Source organism: Nitrosomonas aestuarii (assembly GCF_003046585.1).
Classification (GTDB): Bacteria; Pseudomonadota; Gammaproteobacteria; order Burkholderiales; family Nitrosomonadaceae; genus Nitrosomonas; species Nitrosomonas aestuarii.
Genome location: NZ_QAAE01000002.1, coordinates 207,057 through 222,595 on the forward strand (window position 1 = coordinate 207,057; position 15,539 = coordinate 222,595).

The following is a 15,539-nucleotide window of genomic DNA, read 5'->3' on the forward strand; positions in this document are numbered from 1 at the left end:
ATTCGGTTTTAAATGATGATTTAATTCGTTAATTATTATTATTAAATTTTTCAGTTAATTATCAGTCATTATCGATGAATTTCAATATTATCAATTAGTCTTGTTTTCCCAATACGGGCAGCTGCCAGTACCACAATTTTTTTATCTCGAGTGTGAACAGGCGACAAGGTTTCTTGATTAAGAACAGAAATATAGTCAACTTTCCACCCTCTTTCCGAAAGTTTATCAGTTGCTTTATTTTCTAATAGTGAAAAATTATTCTGTCCGGCTATTATGCCATTAATAATGTTTTTTAACGTTTGATGCAGGCAACTGGCTTCCTGACGTTGTGCCTTGTCCAGATATTGGTTGCGTGAACTTAATGCAAGACCGTCAGCAGCACGTATGGTTTCTACATCCAGAATTTTAATCGGAAAATTTAGTTGTTGCACCATTAATCGAATAATATGTAACTGCTGGTAGTCTTTTTTTCCGAAAATAGCGATATCTGGTTGAATTATATTAAATAATTTTAATACGATTGTGGCTACTCCGCAGAAAAATCCAGGGCGGAATTTACCTTCAAACTTGTTGGCTATAGGTGGTAATAGTACCAAGATTTCCTGTTGGACAGGAAAAAGAATTTTTTCGTCAGGTGCAAAAACTATATCAACATCTAAGGTACGCAGTAAGTTACAGTCTGCATTCAAAGTGCGAGGATATTGGCTGAAATCTTCATTGGGTGAAAACTGAAGTGGATTGACAAAAATACTGACGACTACAAAATCGGCATATTTTTTTGCTTTTCGTATTAATGCCAGATGACCATCGTGCAGGTTTCCCATCGTCGGTACAAGTGCAATATTTTTTGCACTTTTTAGTATGTTGCGTAGCTCCGCGATGTTGTGAACAATCTTCAATTTTGTTAATTAATTATTGGAATTCGTGCTCTTTATCAGGAAACTGACCGGATTTGACTGCCTTGACATAATTACAGACAGCTTCACGGATGCTATGGGATTCTGTCATAAAGTTTTTGATAAATTTAGATTTTTTCTTCTTATAAATACCCAGCATGTCATGCAAGACAAGTACCTGTGCTGTACAATCGATCCCTGCGCCAATACCAATAGTAGGAATGGAGAGTGTTTCTGTGATTTGTTTTGCAAGAGAAGCCGGAATGACTTCCATCAATAACAAGTTTGCGCCTGATTTTTCGAGTATTTGAGCATCTTCCAATAATTGTTTTGCAGATGTTTCCGTATTACCCTGAATTTTATAGCCTCCCAGCTGATGAATAGACTGCGGCATTAAACCGATATGTGCACAAACAGGGATACCGCGTTGTGTTAAAAATTGAATCGTGTCAGCCATAATGCGGCCACCCTCTATTTTAACCATTTGAGCGCCTGCAGCGATTAATTGACGTGCGTTTTCAAAAGTATGTTCTGGTGAAAGTTGAGAGGTTCCAAAAGGCATATCTACCATAATAAATGCTTCATCAGCGCCGCGTGCGACACAGCGTGTATGATAAATCATGTTTTCTAGTGTAACTGACAATGTTGTTTCTTCCCCCTGGACGACGTTACCCAGAGAGTCGCCCACCAGTAAGACGTCAACACCGCAATCTGTCAGCAAAGTGGCAAATATTGCATCGTAACAGGTCAGAACGGTAAATTTTTCACCATTTTCATATATTTTCAATAAGCTACTGATAGTGGTTCTCATGTTGATTACTTAATTAATGGCTATTCAATCGTGAAATTAGTTTATGTGAAATGGTAAGGTTTGTTTTTAGGAAAAATTTAGTCGCTCGATGACTTGATCGGTGCATGCGGTAATCAATTGACTGATTCTACCATGCCCTGGAATGTAGCAATCGGGTGCAATTTCCATCAATGGATACAATACAAACGCGCGCTGTGTCATACGGGGATGAGGTATTGTCAATTGTTCACTGCATAATTGCAATCCGTCGTAGAGCAAGATATCCAGATCAAGTGTTCGAGGCGCATTGGGAGATTCACGAACGCGCTCATGTTGCAGCTCGATTGTTAACAATTCACTCAATAGTTCGCGGGGAGTCAAAACGGTACTGATCTGCGCCACAGCGTTTATATAATCAGGCTGGTCCAGCCTGCCTACGGGAGCGCTTTTGTACAGCGAAGAACGCTTTAATAAATCTGTGCCGGATAGTCTGGCCAATTCTCTATATGCTTGTTGTACTTGGTTAATCGGGTTTTCAAGATTACTGCCAAGTGCAATACAGGCAAGACTGTATTTTTTATCGGAATGAAACATTGTTAGTACGCGGTTTTTTCTTTTTCAGATGACTCAGACGTGCCATCGGCTGGAATTGATTGCGCAGAAGTTTTGCGTCGACCACGGTTTCTGCGTTTTCGTGAAGACGCTGGTGTATGAATCATTTTTTCACGTTTGTCCTGATCTGCGGCGACAAAACGTTTCCACCATGTCCCTAAATCCATACTGACTTCGCCGCTTTCGCAACGTAGTAACATGAAGTCATATGCAGCGCGGAAGCGTGGATGAGAAAGCAGACGAAAAGGTTTACGACCTGCTAAAGACTCAAATCGCGGTTGCATAACCCAAATTTCAATAATAGTGGCGCTAAAGCGGCGTGGAATAGCAAGATTTTTTTGTTGTTTTAACAGTATCTCGTCCATCGCTTTATATAAGGCGATTAGAGGTTTTTCTCCAGATAGCTTGTGTTTATTCCAGGCAGCGAGGACTTCGTGCCATAACAGCGATGCAAATAAAAAGGCGGGTGATACATGTTTTTCTTGACGAATTCTTTCATCGGTATTTTTTAGCGCAAGCGTTATAAACCGTTCTCCCAACGGTTGTTCCAGAATAACATCCAGCATCGGTAGCAAACCATGATGCAGGCCGCGCGCGCGCAGGTCAACTACACAGGAAAGCGCGTGACCCGATAATAACAGCTTTAACATTTCGTCGAAAAGACGCGACGGCGGTACATTTTGCAGTAAAGGTGCCAGATCACCGATTGGCTTTGCCGTTTCGGTATCAATTAGCATGTCCAGTTTTGCTGCCAGTCGAATGGCTCTGAGCATGCGCACAGGATCCTCTCGGTATCGTGTAGCGGGTTCGCCAATAATACACAATGTTTTAGCCTTCAGATCGGAATAGCCATTGAGGTAGTCGTGAATTTCCTCACTGGATGGATCATAAAAAAGCGCGTTCATGGTGAAATCCCGTCGTGCGGCATCTTCTTCCTGGCTGCCAAACACGTTATCTCGCAGCAGTCGGCCATGCTGGTCAGTGTGGTTTTTCATATCCAGGGTATCAACTTGGGCAAGTGATGGACCGCGAAATGTCGATACTTCCACGGTTTCATGACCGCACATTACATGCACCAGACGAAAACGTCGGCCAATGATACGCGAGCGTCTAAAAATAGATCTGACTTGTTCTGGCGTTGCATTCGTAGCTACATCAAAGTCTTTTGGCTCAAGCCCGAGCAATATATCCCTGATGGCACCACCTACAATAAATGCGGAAAAACCCGATTTTTGTAAGTTTTGTGTGACCTTCAAAGCGCCAGGACTGATTTGGCTACGGTGAATACCATGTTGCTTGGATGGTATGATGCATAGCTGCGAATCTGCATTTAAAGCAGAAATTTTTCGATTGAATACTTTATGGAGAAATTTTCGGATCATTGCAAAATACTGTACGTATCTGTATTTGATTATACACCTGGTACGTAAAGGGTATGGTGTTATATCGTTTCTTTGTTTGACTTGATTGCTAGTTTTTCTAATTAAAATTGTTTTCTGCTTAGATTTTAGAAAGATACATGGACTACTTGATCAATTTTCAACCGTTATGATCAGGATTTTCTGGCCAATCTTTTTTTAGCATTAACAATGGAATGTGTTTTTTGAGTATCAGGAAGTGTCATCAAGTTTCTTGGACGATATGAGGAAACTTAATGTATGAAGAGTTAAACCAGTTCATCTAAGTTGCTAGAACACCCAAGTTGTCAATATATTATTATGTCATCATTCACCATGGCATGAGAAAAATCCAAAAACAGGAGAGATTCATTCCTTATGCCGGTATATAAACCAACCGCGTGGTGTGGTTTTCTTCGAGTACTAGTAATGATAGTTGTTGGTTGGAGCGTCTCTATTACATTTTTTGTTCAAAGTGCGTGATTTAGATCGCTGTCGGGATGGGGAAGTGGTAACGGGATGATGGGCTTAAATTACTTGCCAGTTTCATGGCGGCACAAGGAGTTGTGGTCTTTGATTCAATATAGTTTGATGGTCAATTATCAGATAGCAACTTGACGTCAATAATATATAATTAAATCAATGTGATGTGATTTTATAATAAGCATAAATTATATGTGAAACACAGGGCGCAATTGTGTTGTACAATCTTGATCATTAGAAGCCTGAGATTGTTAATAAGCATTAAAGGAGAAATCAAATGAATGAGAATTTTGATAAATCAGCTGTGCTAAATTGTCTCAGCAAGATTCTTGAGCTTGAATTGGCAGGCGTAGTTCGTTACACGCATTACGCCTTTATGATCTATGGATACAACCGTATTCCGATTGTTTCCTGGTTGCAGGCGCAAGCTGATGAATCCTTGGCGCATGCCCGCGAAGCTGGCGAGATGATTACACATCTTGGTGAGCATCCGTCCCTGGCAATAGGTCCTTTACTGGAAACGCACCAACATGACATTGGCAACATATTACGGGAGTCTCTGGAACATGAGCGTGAAGCACTTGCGAGTTATAAAGTATTGTTGTCTCTTGCGGAAGGCAATTCCGTCATGCTTGAAGAATACGCCCGTCGTATGATTGCTGCGGAGGAGATGCATCAGGGCGAGGTAGATAAAATGCTGCGTCGACCGGGTGACGTAGCGGCTTTTTCAGAAGCGAAAGGGGTTTAACGAGTTGTTGAAAAACTTGTAGTAAGTGTCGCTTTTGCTTGGCTATTGTGGCATATTGGATTGTTTCAAAAAGGTTTTTTGATGATCATCTAATCTTTTCAGATTCTTCGTTTGCCATTTTCTGTACCTCGGCCGTTGTCAGTTGATCAGTCATTTCATTGGTCCAAGTCGCATACATCGGCAGCGTGTTTTGTACATGCTTAGCTTGATTGAAGTAGGCTAGCAATGTCATATCCTGTGATGTAACCGGTACAGCGATGGCGCGCGGATGGTGTATTACCTCGTTAAGAAGAACTTCATTGATTATGATATGAGGGCGTGCATTGATTTGCGATTTGAGTGTTGATCGCGTCGCTGTCAATAATTTACTGAACAGTTTGTCATGATTGCGTTTATCGTCTTCCAGTATAGCGTAGGTTTGCAGATACAATTGATTATCACGCCAGCCAAGAAGGCGGGGCTGATTCACCACGCGCACCGGTGTGCCGACTGAAACGTTGTTAAAGATGCCGGCAATATCTTCCGGATACATGCGTATACAACCAAAGCTGCCTCGCAAACCAACGCTTGGCGGTTTGTTGGTACCATGAATGGCGTAACTTGGCCAGGCCAGTCTTAACACATGGGCGCCCATTGGATTCTCTGGCCCGGGCGGCACAACAGCGGGCAGAGGGTTACCGTTATTCGCATATTCTCTATGGATGGAAGGTGTCGGTATCCAGACAGGGTTTTTATTTTTTGCGGTGATGCGGGTTGCACCTTCGGGAGTCTTCCATTGCATTCGCCCAATACCGACCGGGTGTGTGATGACTTTTTGGAGTTCGCCAGCCCTGCTTTCTGGAAAATAAAACAATCGCATAGCGGCCAGATTAATCACAATGCCCTCGCGTGGCGCATCTGGCAGGACGAATTGTGTAGGGATGATAATCCGGGTGCCTTCGCCAGGGAGCCAGGGATCGACATCGGGATTGGCGCTTACGATTTCTTCGTATCCCAGATTGAAACGCCGGGCTATATCAGAAAGGGTATCTTCATATTCAGCCGTGATCACCTGGATTGAACCAATTACATCGTCGCGGAAAGGGTCGAAACTGAACTCATGGCTGGCCAGAGGAATAGGCGGCGCTGCGACAGCTGACGAATCTGGTGTTTTAGTCAAAAATGACTGACAGCCGCTCAGAAGAAAAAGGACGCTAAGCAGACCAAATGCACCGTAACGAAAACTCTGATCACGATACATAGACCATGTAAATGTTTTAATCATTTCTATTTTTAGGATAATCATTTCAATTTAATGTACAAGCTTTTTTCTTATATCTCAATACTGATGCAGAAATACAGACAACAATTGTGATTATCCTTATACTAAATAACAACACATAACAACGCATTAACACTTTTTAAGCTGTATTTTTACAAATACTATGGCAAATATCGGTTTTATCGGCCTAGGTATCATGGGAAAGCCCATGGCCGGGCATTTGATTCGAGGTGGACACACATTGTTTCTTCTGACGCGCAGCGGCGTGTCGGAAGATCTCGTTGCATTGGGTGGTATCGTATGTACGACGCCGCAGGAAGTGGCACAGCAAGCAGAAATAATCATTACGATGCTGCCGGATACGCCGGATGTGGAGAAAGTACTATTTGGTAACTATAGTATAGCCGCCGGATTGACAGATAGTTCCGAAGTACGCAAGGTGATTATCGATATGAGTACGATTTCACCGTTGGCAACGCAGCAATTTGCTATAAAGATCAATGAACTCGGGCATGACTATGTTGATGCACCGGTATCGGGTGGTGATATCGGTGCGCAGAATGCGGCGTTAACTATTATGGTAGGCGCGGATGAAGCGGTTTTCTCCAAGGTGAAATCCATTTTAGAGCTGATGGGAAAACAAGTAACCTTGATCGGTGGTAACGGTGCCGGACAGGTTTGTAAAATTGCCAATCAGATTATTGTTGCGTTGACGATAGAAGCGGTGGGTGAAGCGCTATTATTTGTTTCCAAAGCGGGCGCGGACCCCGAGAAAGTGCGTCAGGCTTTAATGGGGGGATTTGCAGCTTCCCGTGTACTGGAAGTTCATGGTGAACGCATGATTAATCGCCGATTTGATCCGGGTTTTCGTATTGAATTGCAGCAAAAGGACCTGGATATCGTGCTTGCTAGTGCATCAGCACTCGGTATCAGCCTGCCTAATGCAGCAACGACGCATGAGCTGTATAATGCTTGTGTAGCACATGGCGGTGCAAAATGGGACAATTCAGCCATTGTGAAAATGCTGGAGAAGTTGGCTAACCACGAAATATATAAAAGAACAGAATAAAGCAGCATAAAATTCTTTATTCGCATAACGCTCATGTTATCAAAAGATTTAATTAACAAACTACACGATTTTTTGCCGGCAGAAGCAGTGCTGCACGAAACGGAAGATCTCAGACCCTACGAGTGCGATGGCCTGTCCGCCTATCGGCAAACGCCAATGATAGTTGTGCTGCCGCAAACGGAATCACAAATTATTCAGGTGTTGCAACTTTGTGATGCAACAAAAACGCCTGTTGTTGCCAGGGGAGCGGGAACCGGTCTGTCGGGCGGCGCATTGCCGCATGCCGAAGGTATTTTAATGTCACTGGCGAAACTAAATCGGATTCTGACAATCGATCCGTTCGCACGTACGGCTCGTGTCCAGCCCGGTGTTAGGAATTTGGCCATCAGTGATGCGGCCAAGCCCTTTGGGTTATACTATGCACCTGACCCGTCATCCCAGATCGCCTGTTCAATCGGCGGAAATGTGGCGGAAAATTCCGGTGGGGTACATTGCCTGAAGTACGGCCTGACCGTACATAATATTCTTAAATTACGGGTTTTAACGATAGCAGGTGAAATCCTTGAAATTGGCGGTGATGGTCTTGACAGTGCAGGTTTTGATTTGCTTGCGCTAATGACGGGTAGTGAAGGCATGCTTGGAATTGTCACTGAAATTACCGTGAAACTGAATCCAATCCCTGAAAAAGCGCAATTGGTTATGGCGGCTTTCGATAATATCGAGAAAGCGGGCAATGCTGTGGCTAATGTAATTGCTGCCGGCATTATTCCTGCAGGCATGGAAATGATGGATAAGATTACCATTCATGCGGTCGAGGCGTTTTTGCATGCAGGTTATGATATGAATGCACAAGCGATTCTACTTTGTGAGTCGGATGGCACATCTGAAGAAGTTGCCGACGAAATTACGCGCATCAATGCAATTATGAAAGCCAGCGGCGCAACCAATATTAGTACTTCACGCAATGAAGCCGAAAGATTGAGTTTCTGGGCGGGGCGTAAAGCGGCTTTTCCAGCTGCCGGACGTGTTTCACCGGATTATTATTGCATGGATGGCACCATACCGCGTAAGCATCTGGCGCAGGTTTTAAGCGGCATCGAAGCATTATCAGAAGAATACGGCCTGCGCTGTATGAATGTGTTTCATGCCGGTGACGGCAATTTGCATCCGTTAATCCTGTATGATGCCAACACACCGGGTGAGCTGGAAAAAACGGAGGAATTCGGCGCTAAAATCTTGGAAATGTGCATTCATGCCGGTGGAACCATAACCGGTGAGCATGGAGTCGGTATGGAAAAAATCAACCAGATGTGCACACAGTTCAAATCAAATGAACTGGAAATCTTTCATGGTGTGAAAGCCGCCTTTGATCCACAGGGTCTGTTGAATCCCGGAAAGGCCGTGCCGACGCTACATCGCTGTGCGGAATTGGGCGCGATGCATGTACATCGGGGCGCGGAAAAATTTCCAGATTTACCTCGATTCTAAAAATATAAAAAACTATTGTTTTGATACAGTATGCAAACCGTTGTCGACCAACTCTCATCAAAGATTCGTGATGCTGCTAAAGGCGGACAGCCGTTAGCGATTCAGGGAGGCGACAGTAAGGCTTTTTACGGACGTCGGCTATCTGAACGAGTAAAAACACTGCATGTTGCCGGGTATCAGGGCATTGTTGATTATGAACCCACTGAACTTGTCATCACTGCACGTGCCGGTACACCGCTGAAAGAAATTGAATCTTTGTTGCATCAAAACGGTCAGATGCTTGCATTTGAACCGCCTTATTTTGCTGATACTGCTACATTGGGTGGTTGTATTGCCGCCGGTCTTTCCGGTCCGCGCCGGGCATCAGCCGGGGCTGCTCGTGATTTTGTGCTGGGTGTACGCATGCTGGACGGTATAGGACAAGATTTGCATTTTGGTGGACAGGTGATGAAAAACGTCGCGGGCTATGATGTCTCTCGTTTAATGGTGGGGGCTATGGGTACGCTTGGTGTACTACTTGAAGTTTCTCTTAAAGTACTGCCACTACCGGTAGGTGAGCGTACTTTAAGTCTGGAAATGGATGAGGCGCGTGCCATAACGTTTATGAATCGTTGTGCGGCTAGGCCACTACCGATTTCTGCAACCTGCTATGTTGACAATCAATTGTTCATCCGTTTATCGGGCGCTGAATCGGCAGTGCAAGTCGCTTATACGCAAATTGGCGGCGAAGATTATATCGATAGCTATTCTTTCTGGAAATCCGTGCGCGAGCAAACGCATGATTTTTTCCAGCCAGAGACATCGCTTTGGCGTTTATCCATCAATTCAACTACACTACCCTTAAAGTTTCCATTTCTGCCTGGAAAGCAGCTGATTGAATGGAACGGTGCGTTGCGCTGGCTGGCCTGTTGCGGTGATGATAGCAAAACAGCAGCAGATAGCATAAGACAAGCGGCAAATATGGCTGGAGGACATGCAACACTTTTTCGTGGCAATCAGTCTGATCAGATTTTTCAGCCGCTGGGCACAGCATTATTATCCATTCATCAACGACTGAAACAAAAATTTGATCCTGCCGGTATATTCAATCCGGGCCGCCTCTACCCAGAACTTTAACATATAAAAACATGCAAACCAGACTTGCCGATTTCATCAAAAATTCACCGCAGGGACAGGAAGCGGACGTTATATTACGCAGTTGTGTACATTGTGGTTTTTGTCTGGCCACCTGTCCGACTTATCAGCTGCTTGGAGATGAACTGGATAGTCCGCGCGGCCGTATTTATCTGATGAAGCAGATGCTCGAAGGTCAACCGGTCACGCAAAAAACGCAATTGCATCTGGATCGGTGTCTGACCTGCCGCGCGTGCGAATCCACGTGCCCGTCCGGTGTACGTTATGCCGAACTCGTTGATATCAGCCGCGATCTGATTGAAAAACAGGTCAAACGTTCCGCTGATAAGCGCTTGATTCGTTATTTGTTGCGTAAGGTTTTGCCAAATCCGTTACTATTCAAGCCAATTGTTAAAATCGGACAGGCGCTGCGTCCGGTGCTGCCTGGTCTGTTGAAAAAAAAAGTGCCTGCAGCAGTAAAATCGAATAATTTATGGCCAGAATCCCGGCATTCACGAAAAATGTTGGTGCTCGACGGCTGTGTCCAGCCTACTTTATCGCCTAATATCAATTTGGCTACCGCACATGTGCTGGATGCATTGGGTATCTCTCTTATTAAGTCACCACAAGCCGGATGCTGCGGTGCAATTGCCTATCACCTGAATGCGCAAGAAGAAGGTATGGATGCCGTGCGCAAAAATATTGATGCTTGGTGGTCATTTATTGAAGGTAATGAAATTGAAGCGATTGCCATGACTGCTAGTGGTTGCGGTGTAACTGTCAAAGAATACGGCCATATGTTGCGCCATGACCCAGCTTATGCAGAAAAAGCTGCAAAAGTTTCGTCCATGACCAAAGATATCAGCGAAATTTTAGTACTTGAACTGGAAAATCTGCAACAGATTCTAAATAGAAAGAAAATAAATTCAGTTCCTAACAAGCTTGCTTTTCATTCTCCGTGTACACTGCAACATGGTCAACAAATTCGTGGTCATGTAGAAAAGATTCTGCAGGCTGCCGGCTTTGAACTTGCTACAGTTTCCGACGCACATCTTTGCTGTGGTTCAGCAGGTACATATTCAATTTTACAACCGATACTGTCACGTCAATTGTTGAAAAATAAAATATCCGCGCTGGAAGCAGAGCAGCCCGAGCAAATCGTAACTGCCAATATCGGATGTCTGTTGCATTTGCAGAATGGGACAGATTTGCCCGTTAGGCATTGGATTGAAATATTAAATGCGCAAATGTCCAGTGTTAATGTATAAATTCAAACGACTAACTGAGAAATACGGCCAATAGAAAGACTGGTATTATTTATAGTTACTAAAAACACAAACTGGACATAGCATATTCGAAGAATGCTTGATATGCCATGCCATAAGATTATAGGCCACTATCCACTATCAGATCATTGCTTCAATTTTTACATTGACTGAATTATTATATCAGTATAAAATCGCGCTTTTTTTAAGCGTAGAGAAATTGAAAGGGCGGAATCCAGGATAAATGGGAATGGCATCTTGGATAACTGTTAAACCACTTTTAATTGTTCTGCGCTGGCAGCTGTTAATTACAATTGTCATTGCAATCGCATTACTGCCGCTAGTGAATTTGCAAAGCGCATTATCGGCATTTCTTGGAGGAATGATCAGTTTAATTTCCTCTGCAGCCTTTGCAATAATCGTTTCACGTCACAAAGGGTTTACGGCTGACGGAACAGTAAGAACTGCGTTGAGAGCAGAAGCGGTTAAAATTATTTTGACAATTATTCTGTTATGGCTTGTATTCAAGTTTTATGACAATCTCAATGCGGTTGCATTTATAGGTACATTCATATTGACTGTGATAGTGCACAGTATGGCATTGTTCGTTTCAGATAATAAAACAACAGATAGTAAGTACAAAAAACACAAATAGATTAACAGAATTAATAAAGCAGACAATCCATGGCAGCAGATACAGAGCTTACCCCAACAAAATATATCGATCATCATCTGACGCACATGACCATTCAGGTCAAAGAGGGTGCGTTTTGGACATTACACATTGATACGCTTGTAACATCTATTCTATTAGGTATTCTGGGTCTGGGGTGTGTATGGTTAGTTGTTCGAAAAGCGACACCTGGCGTACCAAGTAAACGCCAGGCCTTTGTTGAACTCATGATTGAATTTATTGATAATGAGGTAAAAAATACATTTCATGGAAACCGCCATGTCTTTGTGGCGCCGACAGCATTAACAATTTTTATCTGGGTGTTGTTGATGAACACCATGGATATTATGCCAATTGATATAACAGCATGGATCATTGAAAATGTGTTTGGCCTGCATTATTGGAAGATTGTGCCGACTACGGATGTCAATACAACGTTTGCGCTAGCTTTATCCATTTGGTTCTTGATGATATTTTTTAGTGTTAAGGTCAAAGGACTGGGGGGGTGGATGCATGAATTGTTTTGTACACCATTTGGTAAGAATCCATTGTTATGGATCCTGAACTTATTATTCAATTTTATTGAATATGTATCTAAACCGCTTTCGCACTCCTTACGTTTGTTTGGCAATATATATGCAGGTGAAATTATATTCTTATTGATTGGTATGTGGGCTGCCACAGGAGTGGCGGGCGCATTTTTTGGCGCGATACTTGGTGCGGGCTGGGCAATATTCCATATTTTGATTGTTACGTTACAGGCATTTATTTTTATGATGCTGGCGGTTGTTTATATCTCAATGGCGCATGAGTCGCATTAATTGAAAGTTTTTGATACAAAATCTTTAATCTTAACAAAAGGAAATAGGCATGGAGAACATAGAGTATTTAGCATTGATTCAAGCATATACCGGCATTGGTATTGGTCTTATGATTGGATTGGGTGCAGCCGGTGCTTGTATCGGTGTGGGTGTTATGTGTAGTCGGTTTCTGGAAGGTGCGGCACGCCAGCCTGAAATGATTCCGACTTTGCAAGGTAAGGTGTTTTTGTTACTGGGCTTGACAGACGCGTCATTTATTATTGCAGTTGGTTTGGCAATGTTATTTGCATTTGGTAATCCATTGTTGGCGGTTATTCAATAATTAAATCTTTGTTTAGATCCAATATGGGTTGGTCATGAATATTAACTTTACATTAATTTCTCAGGCATTAGCTTTTTCTACATTCATCTGGTTTACAGTTAAGTTTGTCTGGCCACCATTATTACGTGCGATTGAAGAGCGTCAAAAAACAATTGCAGATGGTTTGGCGGCAGGAGAGCGTGGACGGCATGATTTGGAACTGGCTAGCCAACGTTCATCAGAAATATTGAAAGAAGCAAAACAGCAAGCATCTGAGATTATTCTCCAAGCTGAAAAGCGTGCATCTGAAATTGTCGAAGAAGCAAAAAATTCTGCGAAAGTAGAAGGTGATCGTATTATATCGGGTGCAAAAGCCGAGATAGATCATGAAGTTTTCAGCGCTAAAGAGGCATTACGCCAACATGCTGCAAATCTGGCGATAGCAGGTGCTGCTAAAATACTACGCAAGGAAGTGGATGCAAAAGCACATGCCGAATTACTTGAATCAATTGAGGAAGACCTAAAATAATGGCTGAAGCAGTTACCGTTGCGCGGCCATATGCAGAAGCAGTGTTTAAACTGGCCGTCGCCAAAAACACTTTAAAAGAATGGTCTGATATGCTGTTGAATGCAGCAGAAATTGCACAAAACGATCAAATAAAAGCGCTAGTTGGTAACCCAGTTGTTTCGACTAAGCAGTTGGGTGAATTGTTGCTTGAAATTGGGAATAATAAATTAAATCAGGAAGGTCGTAATTTTCTGACGATATTGGCAGAAAATAACAGGATTAGTGTTTTGCCGCAAATTAGTCAACTATTTGAGCATCTAAAAGCACAGCATAATAACGTGCTTGAGGCGAATATTGTTTCAGCATTTGATATGAAGGATGCTCAGCTGAGGAAATTGATTGCTAATCTTGAGAATAAATTTAAACGTAAAATCGTGGCTAAGGTTCAAGTAAACCCTGAACTGATTGGTGGTGTAATAGTAGAAATAGGCGATGAAATATTTGATGCTTCCATTCGCGGTAAGCTAGAAGCAATGGCTAATGCCCTTAAAAGCTAGGAGTTAAAAGAAATGCAGTTAAATCCATCCGAAATCAGTGAGCTGATTAGAAATAGGATAGAAGGACTTGCTGAGACAGCAGAAGTTCGTACGCAAGGTACCATTGTTTCGGTAACAGACGGTATTGTTCGAATACATGGTTTATCAGATGTAATGCAGGGTGAGATGCTTGAGTTTCCAGGTAATACATTCGGCCTGGCACTTAATCTGGAAAGGGACTCGGTCGGTGCAGTTATTATGGGTTCATATGAGCATATTTCGGAAGGCGACACGGTTAAATGTACCGGTAGGATTCTGGAAGTACCCGTTGGTGAAGGGTTGCTCGGTCGTGTCGTAAATGCATTAGGACAACCGATTGATGGTAAAGGCCCAATCACTTCGGAAAGATCTGAGCCTATTGAAAAAATCGCCCCAGGGGTTATCTGGCGTAAATCTGTTGACCAACCAGTTCAAACCGGATTGAAATCAGTCGATTCAATGGTGCCAATTGGACGCGGACAACGTGAATTGATTATTGGTGATCGTCAAACTGGTAAAACTGCAGTAGCGATTGATGCGATCATTAATCAGAAAGGCCAGAATATGCTGTGTATTTACGTGGCAATTGGACAAAAGGCCTCATCAATTGCGAATGTTGTCCGTAAGCTTGAAGAATTTGGTGCTATGGAATACACGATCGTGGTTGCTGCAACCGCATCGGAATCCGCTGCTTTACAGTTTATCGCGCCTTACTCCGGTTGTACCATGGGCGAGTATTTTCGAGATAAAGGGCAGGATGCACTGATCGTCTATGATGACCTAACCAAGCAAGCATGGGCCTATCGTCAAATATCACTCTTGTTAAGACGTCCACCCGGACGTGAAGCCTATCCTGGAGATGTTTTTTATCTGCATTCACGCTTACTGGAAAGAGCGGCAAGGGTAAGTGCTGAGTATGTAGAAAAGGAAACAAATGGAGCAGTGAAAGGGGAAACGGGTTCTCTGACAGCGCTTCCGATTATTGAAACTCAGGCTGGTGACGTAACTGCATTTGTTCCAACGAACGTAATTTCCATTACTGATGGCCAGATCTTCTTGGAGACTGATCTCTTCAATGCTGGTATTCGGCCAGCCATTAATGCGGGTGTGTCAGTATCGCGAGTAGGTGGTGCAGCTCAAACTAAAGTGATTAAGAAACTTGGTGGTGGTATTCGCTTGGCATTGGCGCAATATCGTGAATTGGCTGCTTTTGCCCAATTTGCATCAGATTTGGATGAGGCGACACGTAAGCAACTTGATCGCGGTAAAATGGCTACTGAATTAATGAAGCAACCACAATATGCCACATTAAGTATTTCAGAAATGGCGCTTACTTTATATGCCATTAACAATGGCTATTATGATGACGTTGCAGTAAGTCGTGCGCTTGCGTTTGAAGCAGCTTTAAAAAGTTATATTCGCGGACAGCATGGATCGATTCTGGAAAAAATTGAGAGCGCTAAAGAGCTTGATGCTGATACAGAAAAGCAATTAATCTCAGCAATTGAAGAATTTAAAAAGAACGGAACATATTGAGCG

Annotated in this window: 16 protein-coding genes; 11 read left to right on the top strand and 5 right to left on the bottom strand. The window is 43.1% G+C overall.

Annotated elements, in window-relative coordinates:
• Positions 1 to 68: 68 nt before the first annotated feature.
• From panC to pcnB, 4 genes are all read right to left on the bottom strand, one after another.
• Positions 69 to 899 carry a pantoate--beta-alanine ligase gene (gene panC, locus C8R11_RS02630; RefSeq protein WP_107794335.1) on the bottom strand — a complete coding sequence of 277 codons (831 nt, stop codon included), beginning with the start codon at positions 897 to 899 and terminating at the stop codon, positions 69 to 71.
• Positions 900 to 912: 13 nt separating this feature from the next.
• Positions 913 to 1,707, bottom strand: a complete 795-nt coding sequence (panB, locus tag C8R11_RS02635; protein ID WP_107794336.1) for a 3-methyl-2-oxobutanoate hydroxymethyltransferase — start codon at positions 1,705 to 1,707, stop codon at positions 913 to 915.
• A gap of 66 nt (positions 1,708 to 1,773) precedes the next feature.
• Positions 1,774 to 2,280, bottom strand: coding sequence for a 2-amino-4-hydroxy-6-hydroxymethyldihydropteridine diphosphokinase (gene folK / locus C8R11_RS02640; protein ID WP_107794337.1), 507 nt, complete (start codon positions 2,278 to 2,280; stop codon positions 1,774 to 1,776).
• A gap of 2 nt (positions 2,281 to 2,282) precedes the next feature.
• Complete coding sequence (gene pcnB, locus C8R11_RS02645; protein WP_107794338.1) at positions 2,283 to 3,680, bottom strand: polynucleotide adenylyltransferase PcnB; 1,398 nt, start codon at positions 3,678 to 3,680, stop codon at positions 2,283 to 2,285.
• Positions 3,681 to 4,455: 775 nt separating this feature from the next.
• Between pcnB and C8R11_RS02650 the strand changes: the two genes are divergently transcribed.
• On the top strand, positions 4,456 to 4,926 hold the full coding sequence (locus C8R11_RS02650; RefSeq protein ID WP_090696338.1) for a ferritin-like domain-containing protein: 471 nt from the start codon (positions 4,456 to 4,458) through the stop codon (positions 4,924 to 4,926).
• Between the two features lie 85 nt (positions 4,927 to 5,011).
• Here the strand turns inward: C8R11_RS02650 and C8R11_RS02655 are convergent, their stop codons facing one another.
• Entirely contained in the window at positions 5,012 to 6,190 is a 1,179-nt protein-coding gene (locus tag C8R11_RS02655) for a L,D-transpeptidase family protein (RefSeq protein WP_244907521.1), read from the bottom strand.
• A 160-nt stretch (positions 6,191 to 6,350) separates the two neighbouring features.
• Between C8R11_RS02655 and C8R11_RS02660 the strand changes: the two genes are divergently transcribed.
• From C8R11_RS02660 to atpA, 10 genes are all read left to right on the top strand, one after another.
• Positions 6,351 to 7,256, top strand: a complete 906-nt coding sequence (locus tag C8R11_RS02660; RefSeq protein ID WP_107794339.1) for a 2-hydroxy-3-oxopropionate reductase — start codon at positions 6,351 to 6,353, stop codon at positions 7,254 to 7,256.
• Between the two features lie 33 nt (positions 7,257 to 7,289).
• Entirely contained in the window at positions 7,290 to 8,744 is a 1,455-nt protein-coding gene (locus C8R11_RS02665; protein WP_107794340.1) for an FAD-linked oxidase C-terminal domain-containing protein, read from the top strand.
• A gap of 30 nt (positions 8,745 to 8,774) precedes the next feature.
• Entirely contained in the window at positions 8,775 to 9,860 is a 1,086-nt protein-coding gene (gene glcE, locus C8R11_RS02670; protein ID WP_107794341.1) for a glycolate oxidase subunit GlcE, read from the top strand.
• Between the two features lie 11 nt (positions 9,861 to 9,871).
• A complete protein-coding gene (gene glcF, locus C8R11_RS02675; RefSeq protein ID WP_107794342.1) occupies positions 9,872 to 11,125 on the top strand; it encodes a glycolate oxidase subunit GlcF in 1,254 nt (417 codons plus the stop codon).
• A 247-nt stretch (positions 11,126 to 11,372) separates the two neighbouring features.
• On the top strand, positions 11,373 to 11,777 hold the full coding sequence (locus tag C8R11_RS02680) for an ATP synthase subunit I (protein WP_107794343.1): 405 nt from the start codon (positions 11,373 to 11,375) through the stop codon (positions 11,775 to 11,777).
• A 29-nt stretch (positions 11,778 to 11,806) separates the two neighbouring features.
• Entirely contained in the window at positions 11,807 to 12,616 is an 810-nt protein-coding gene (atpB, locus tag C8R11_RS02685) for a F0F1 ATP synthase subunit A (protein WP_107794344.1), read from the top strand.
• A 49-nt stretch (positions 12,617 to 12,665) separates the two neighbouring features.
• Positions 12,666 to 12,938, top strand: a complete 273-nt coding sequence (atpE, locus tag C8R11_RS02690) for a F0F1 ATP synthase subunit C (protein WP_090628087.1) — start codon at positions 12,666 to 12,668, stop codon at positions 12,936 to 12,938.
• Positions 12,939 to 12,972: 34 nt separating this feature from the next.
• The gene (locus tag C8R11_RS02695) at positions 12,973 to 13,446 is read left to right on the top strand and encodes a F0F1 ATP synthase subunit B (protein ID WP_107794345.1); all 474 of its coding nucleotides are present in this window, start codon (positions 12,973 to 12,975) and stop codon (positions 13,444 to 13,446) included.
• Positions 13,446 to 13,982, top strand: a complete 537-nt coding sequence (locus C8R11_RS02700; protein ID WP_107794346.1) for a F0F1 ATP synthase subunit delta — start codon at positions 13,446 to 13,448, stop codon at positions 13,980 to 13,982. Before C8R11_RS02695 ends, C8R11_RS02700 begins: the two co-directional genes overlap by 1 nt.
• 12 nt (positions 13,983 to 13,994) lie before the next feature.
• The gene (gene atpA / locus C8R11_RS02705) at positions 13,995 to 15,536 is read left to right on the top strand and encodes a F0F1 ATP synthase subunit alpha (protein ID WP_107794347.1); all 1,542 of its coding nucleotides are present in this window, start codon (positions 13,995 to 13,997) and stop codon (positions 15,534 to 15,536) included.
• Positions 15,537 to 15,539 lie beyond the last annotated feature (3 nt).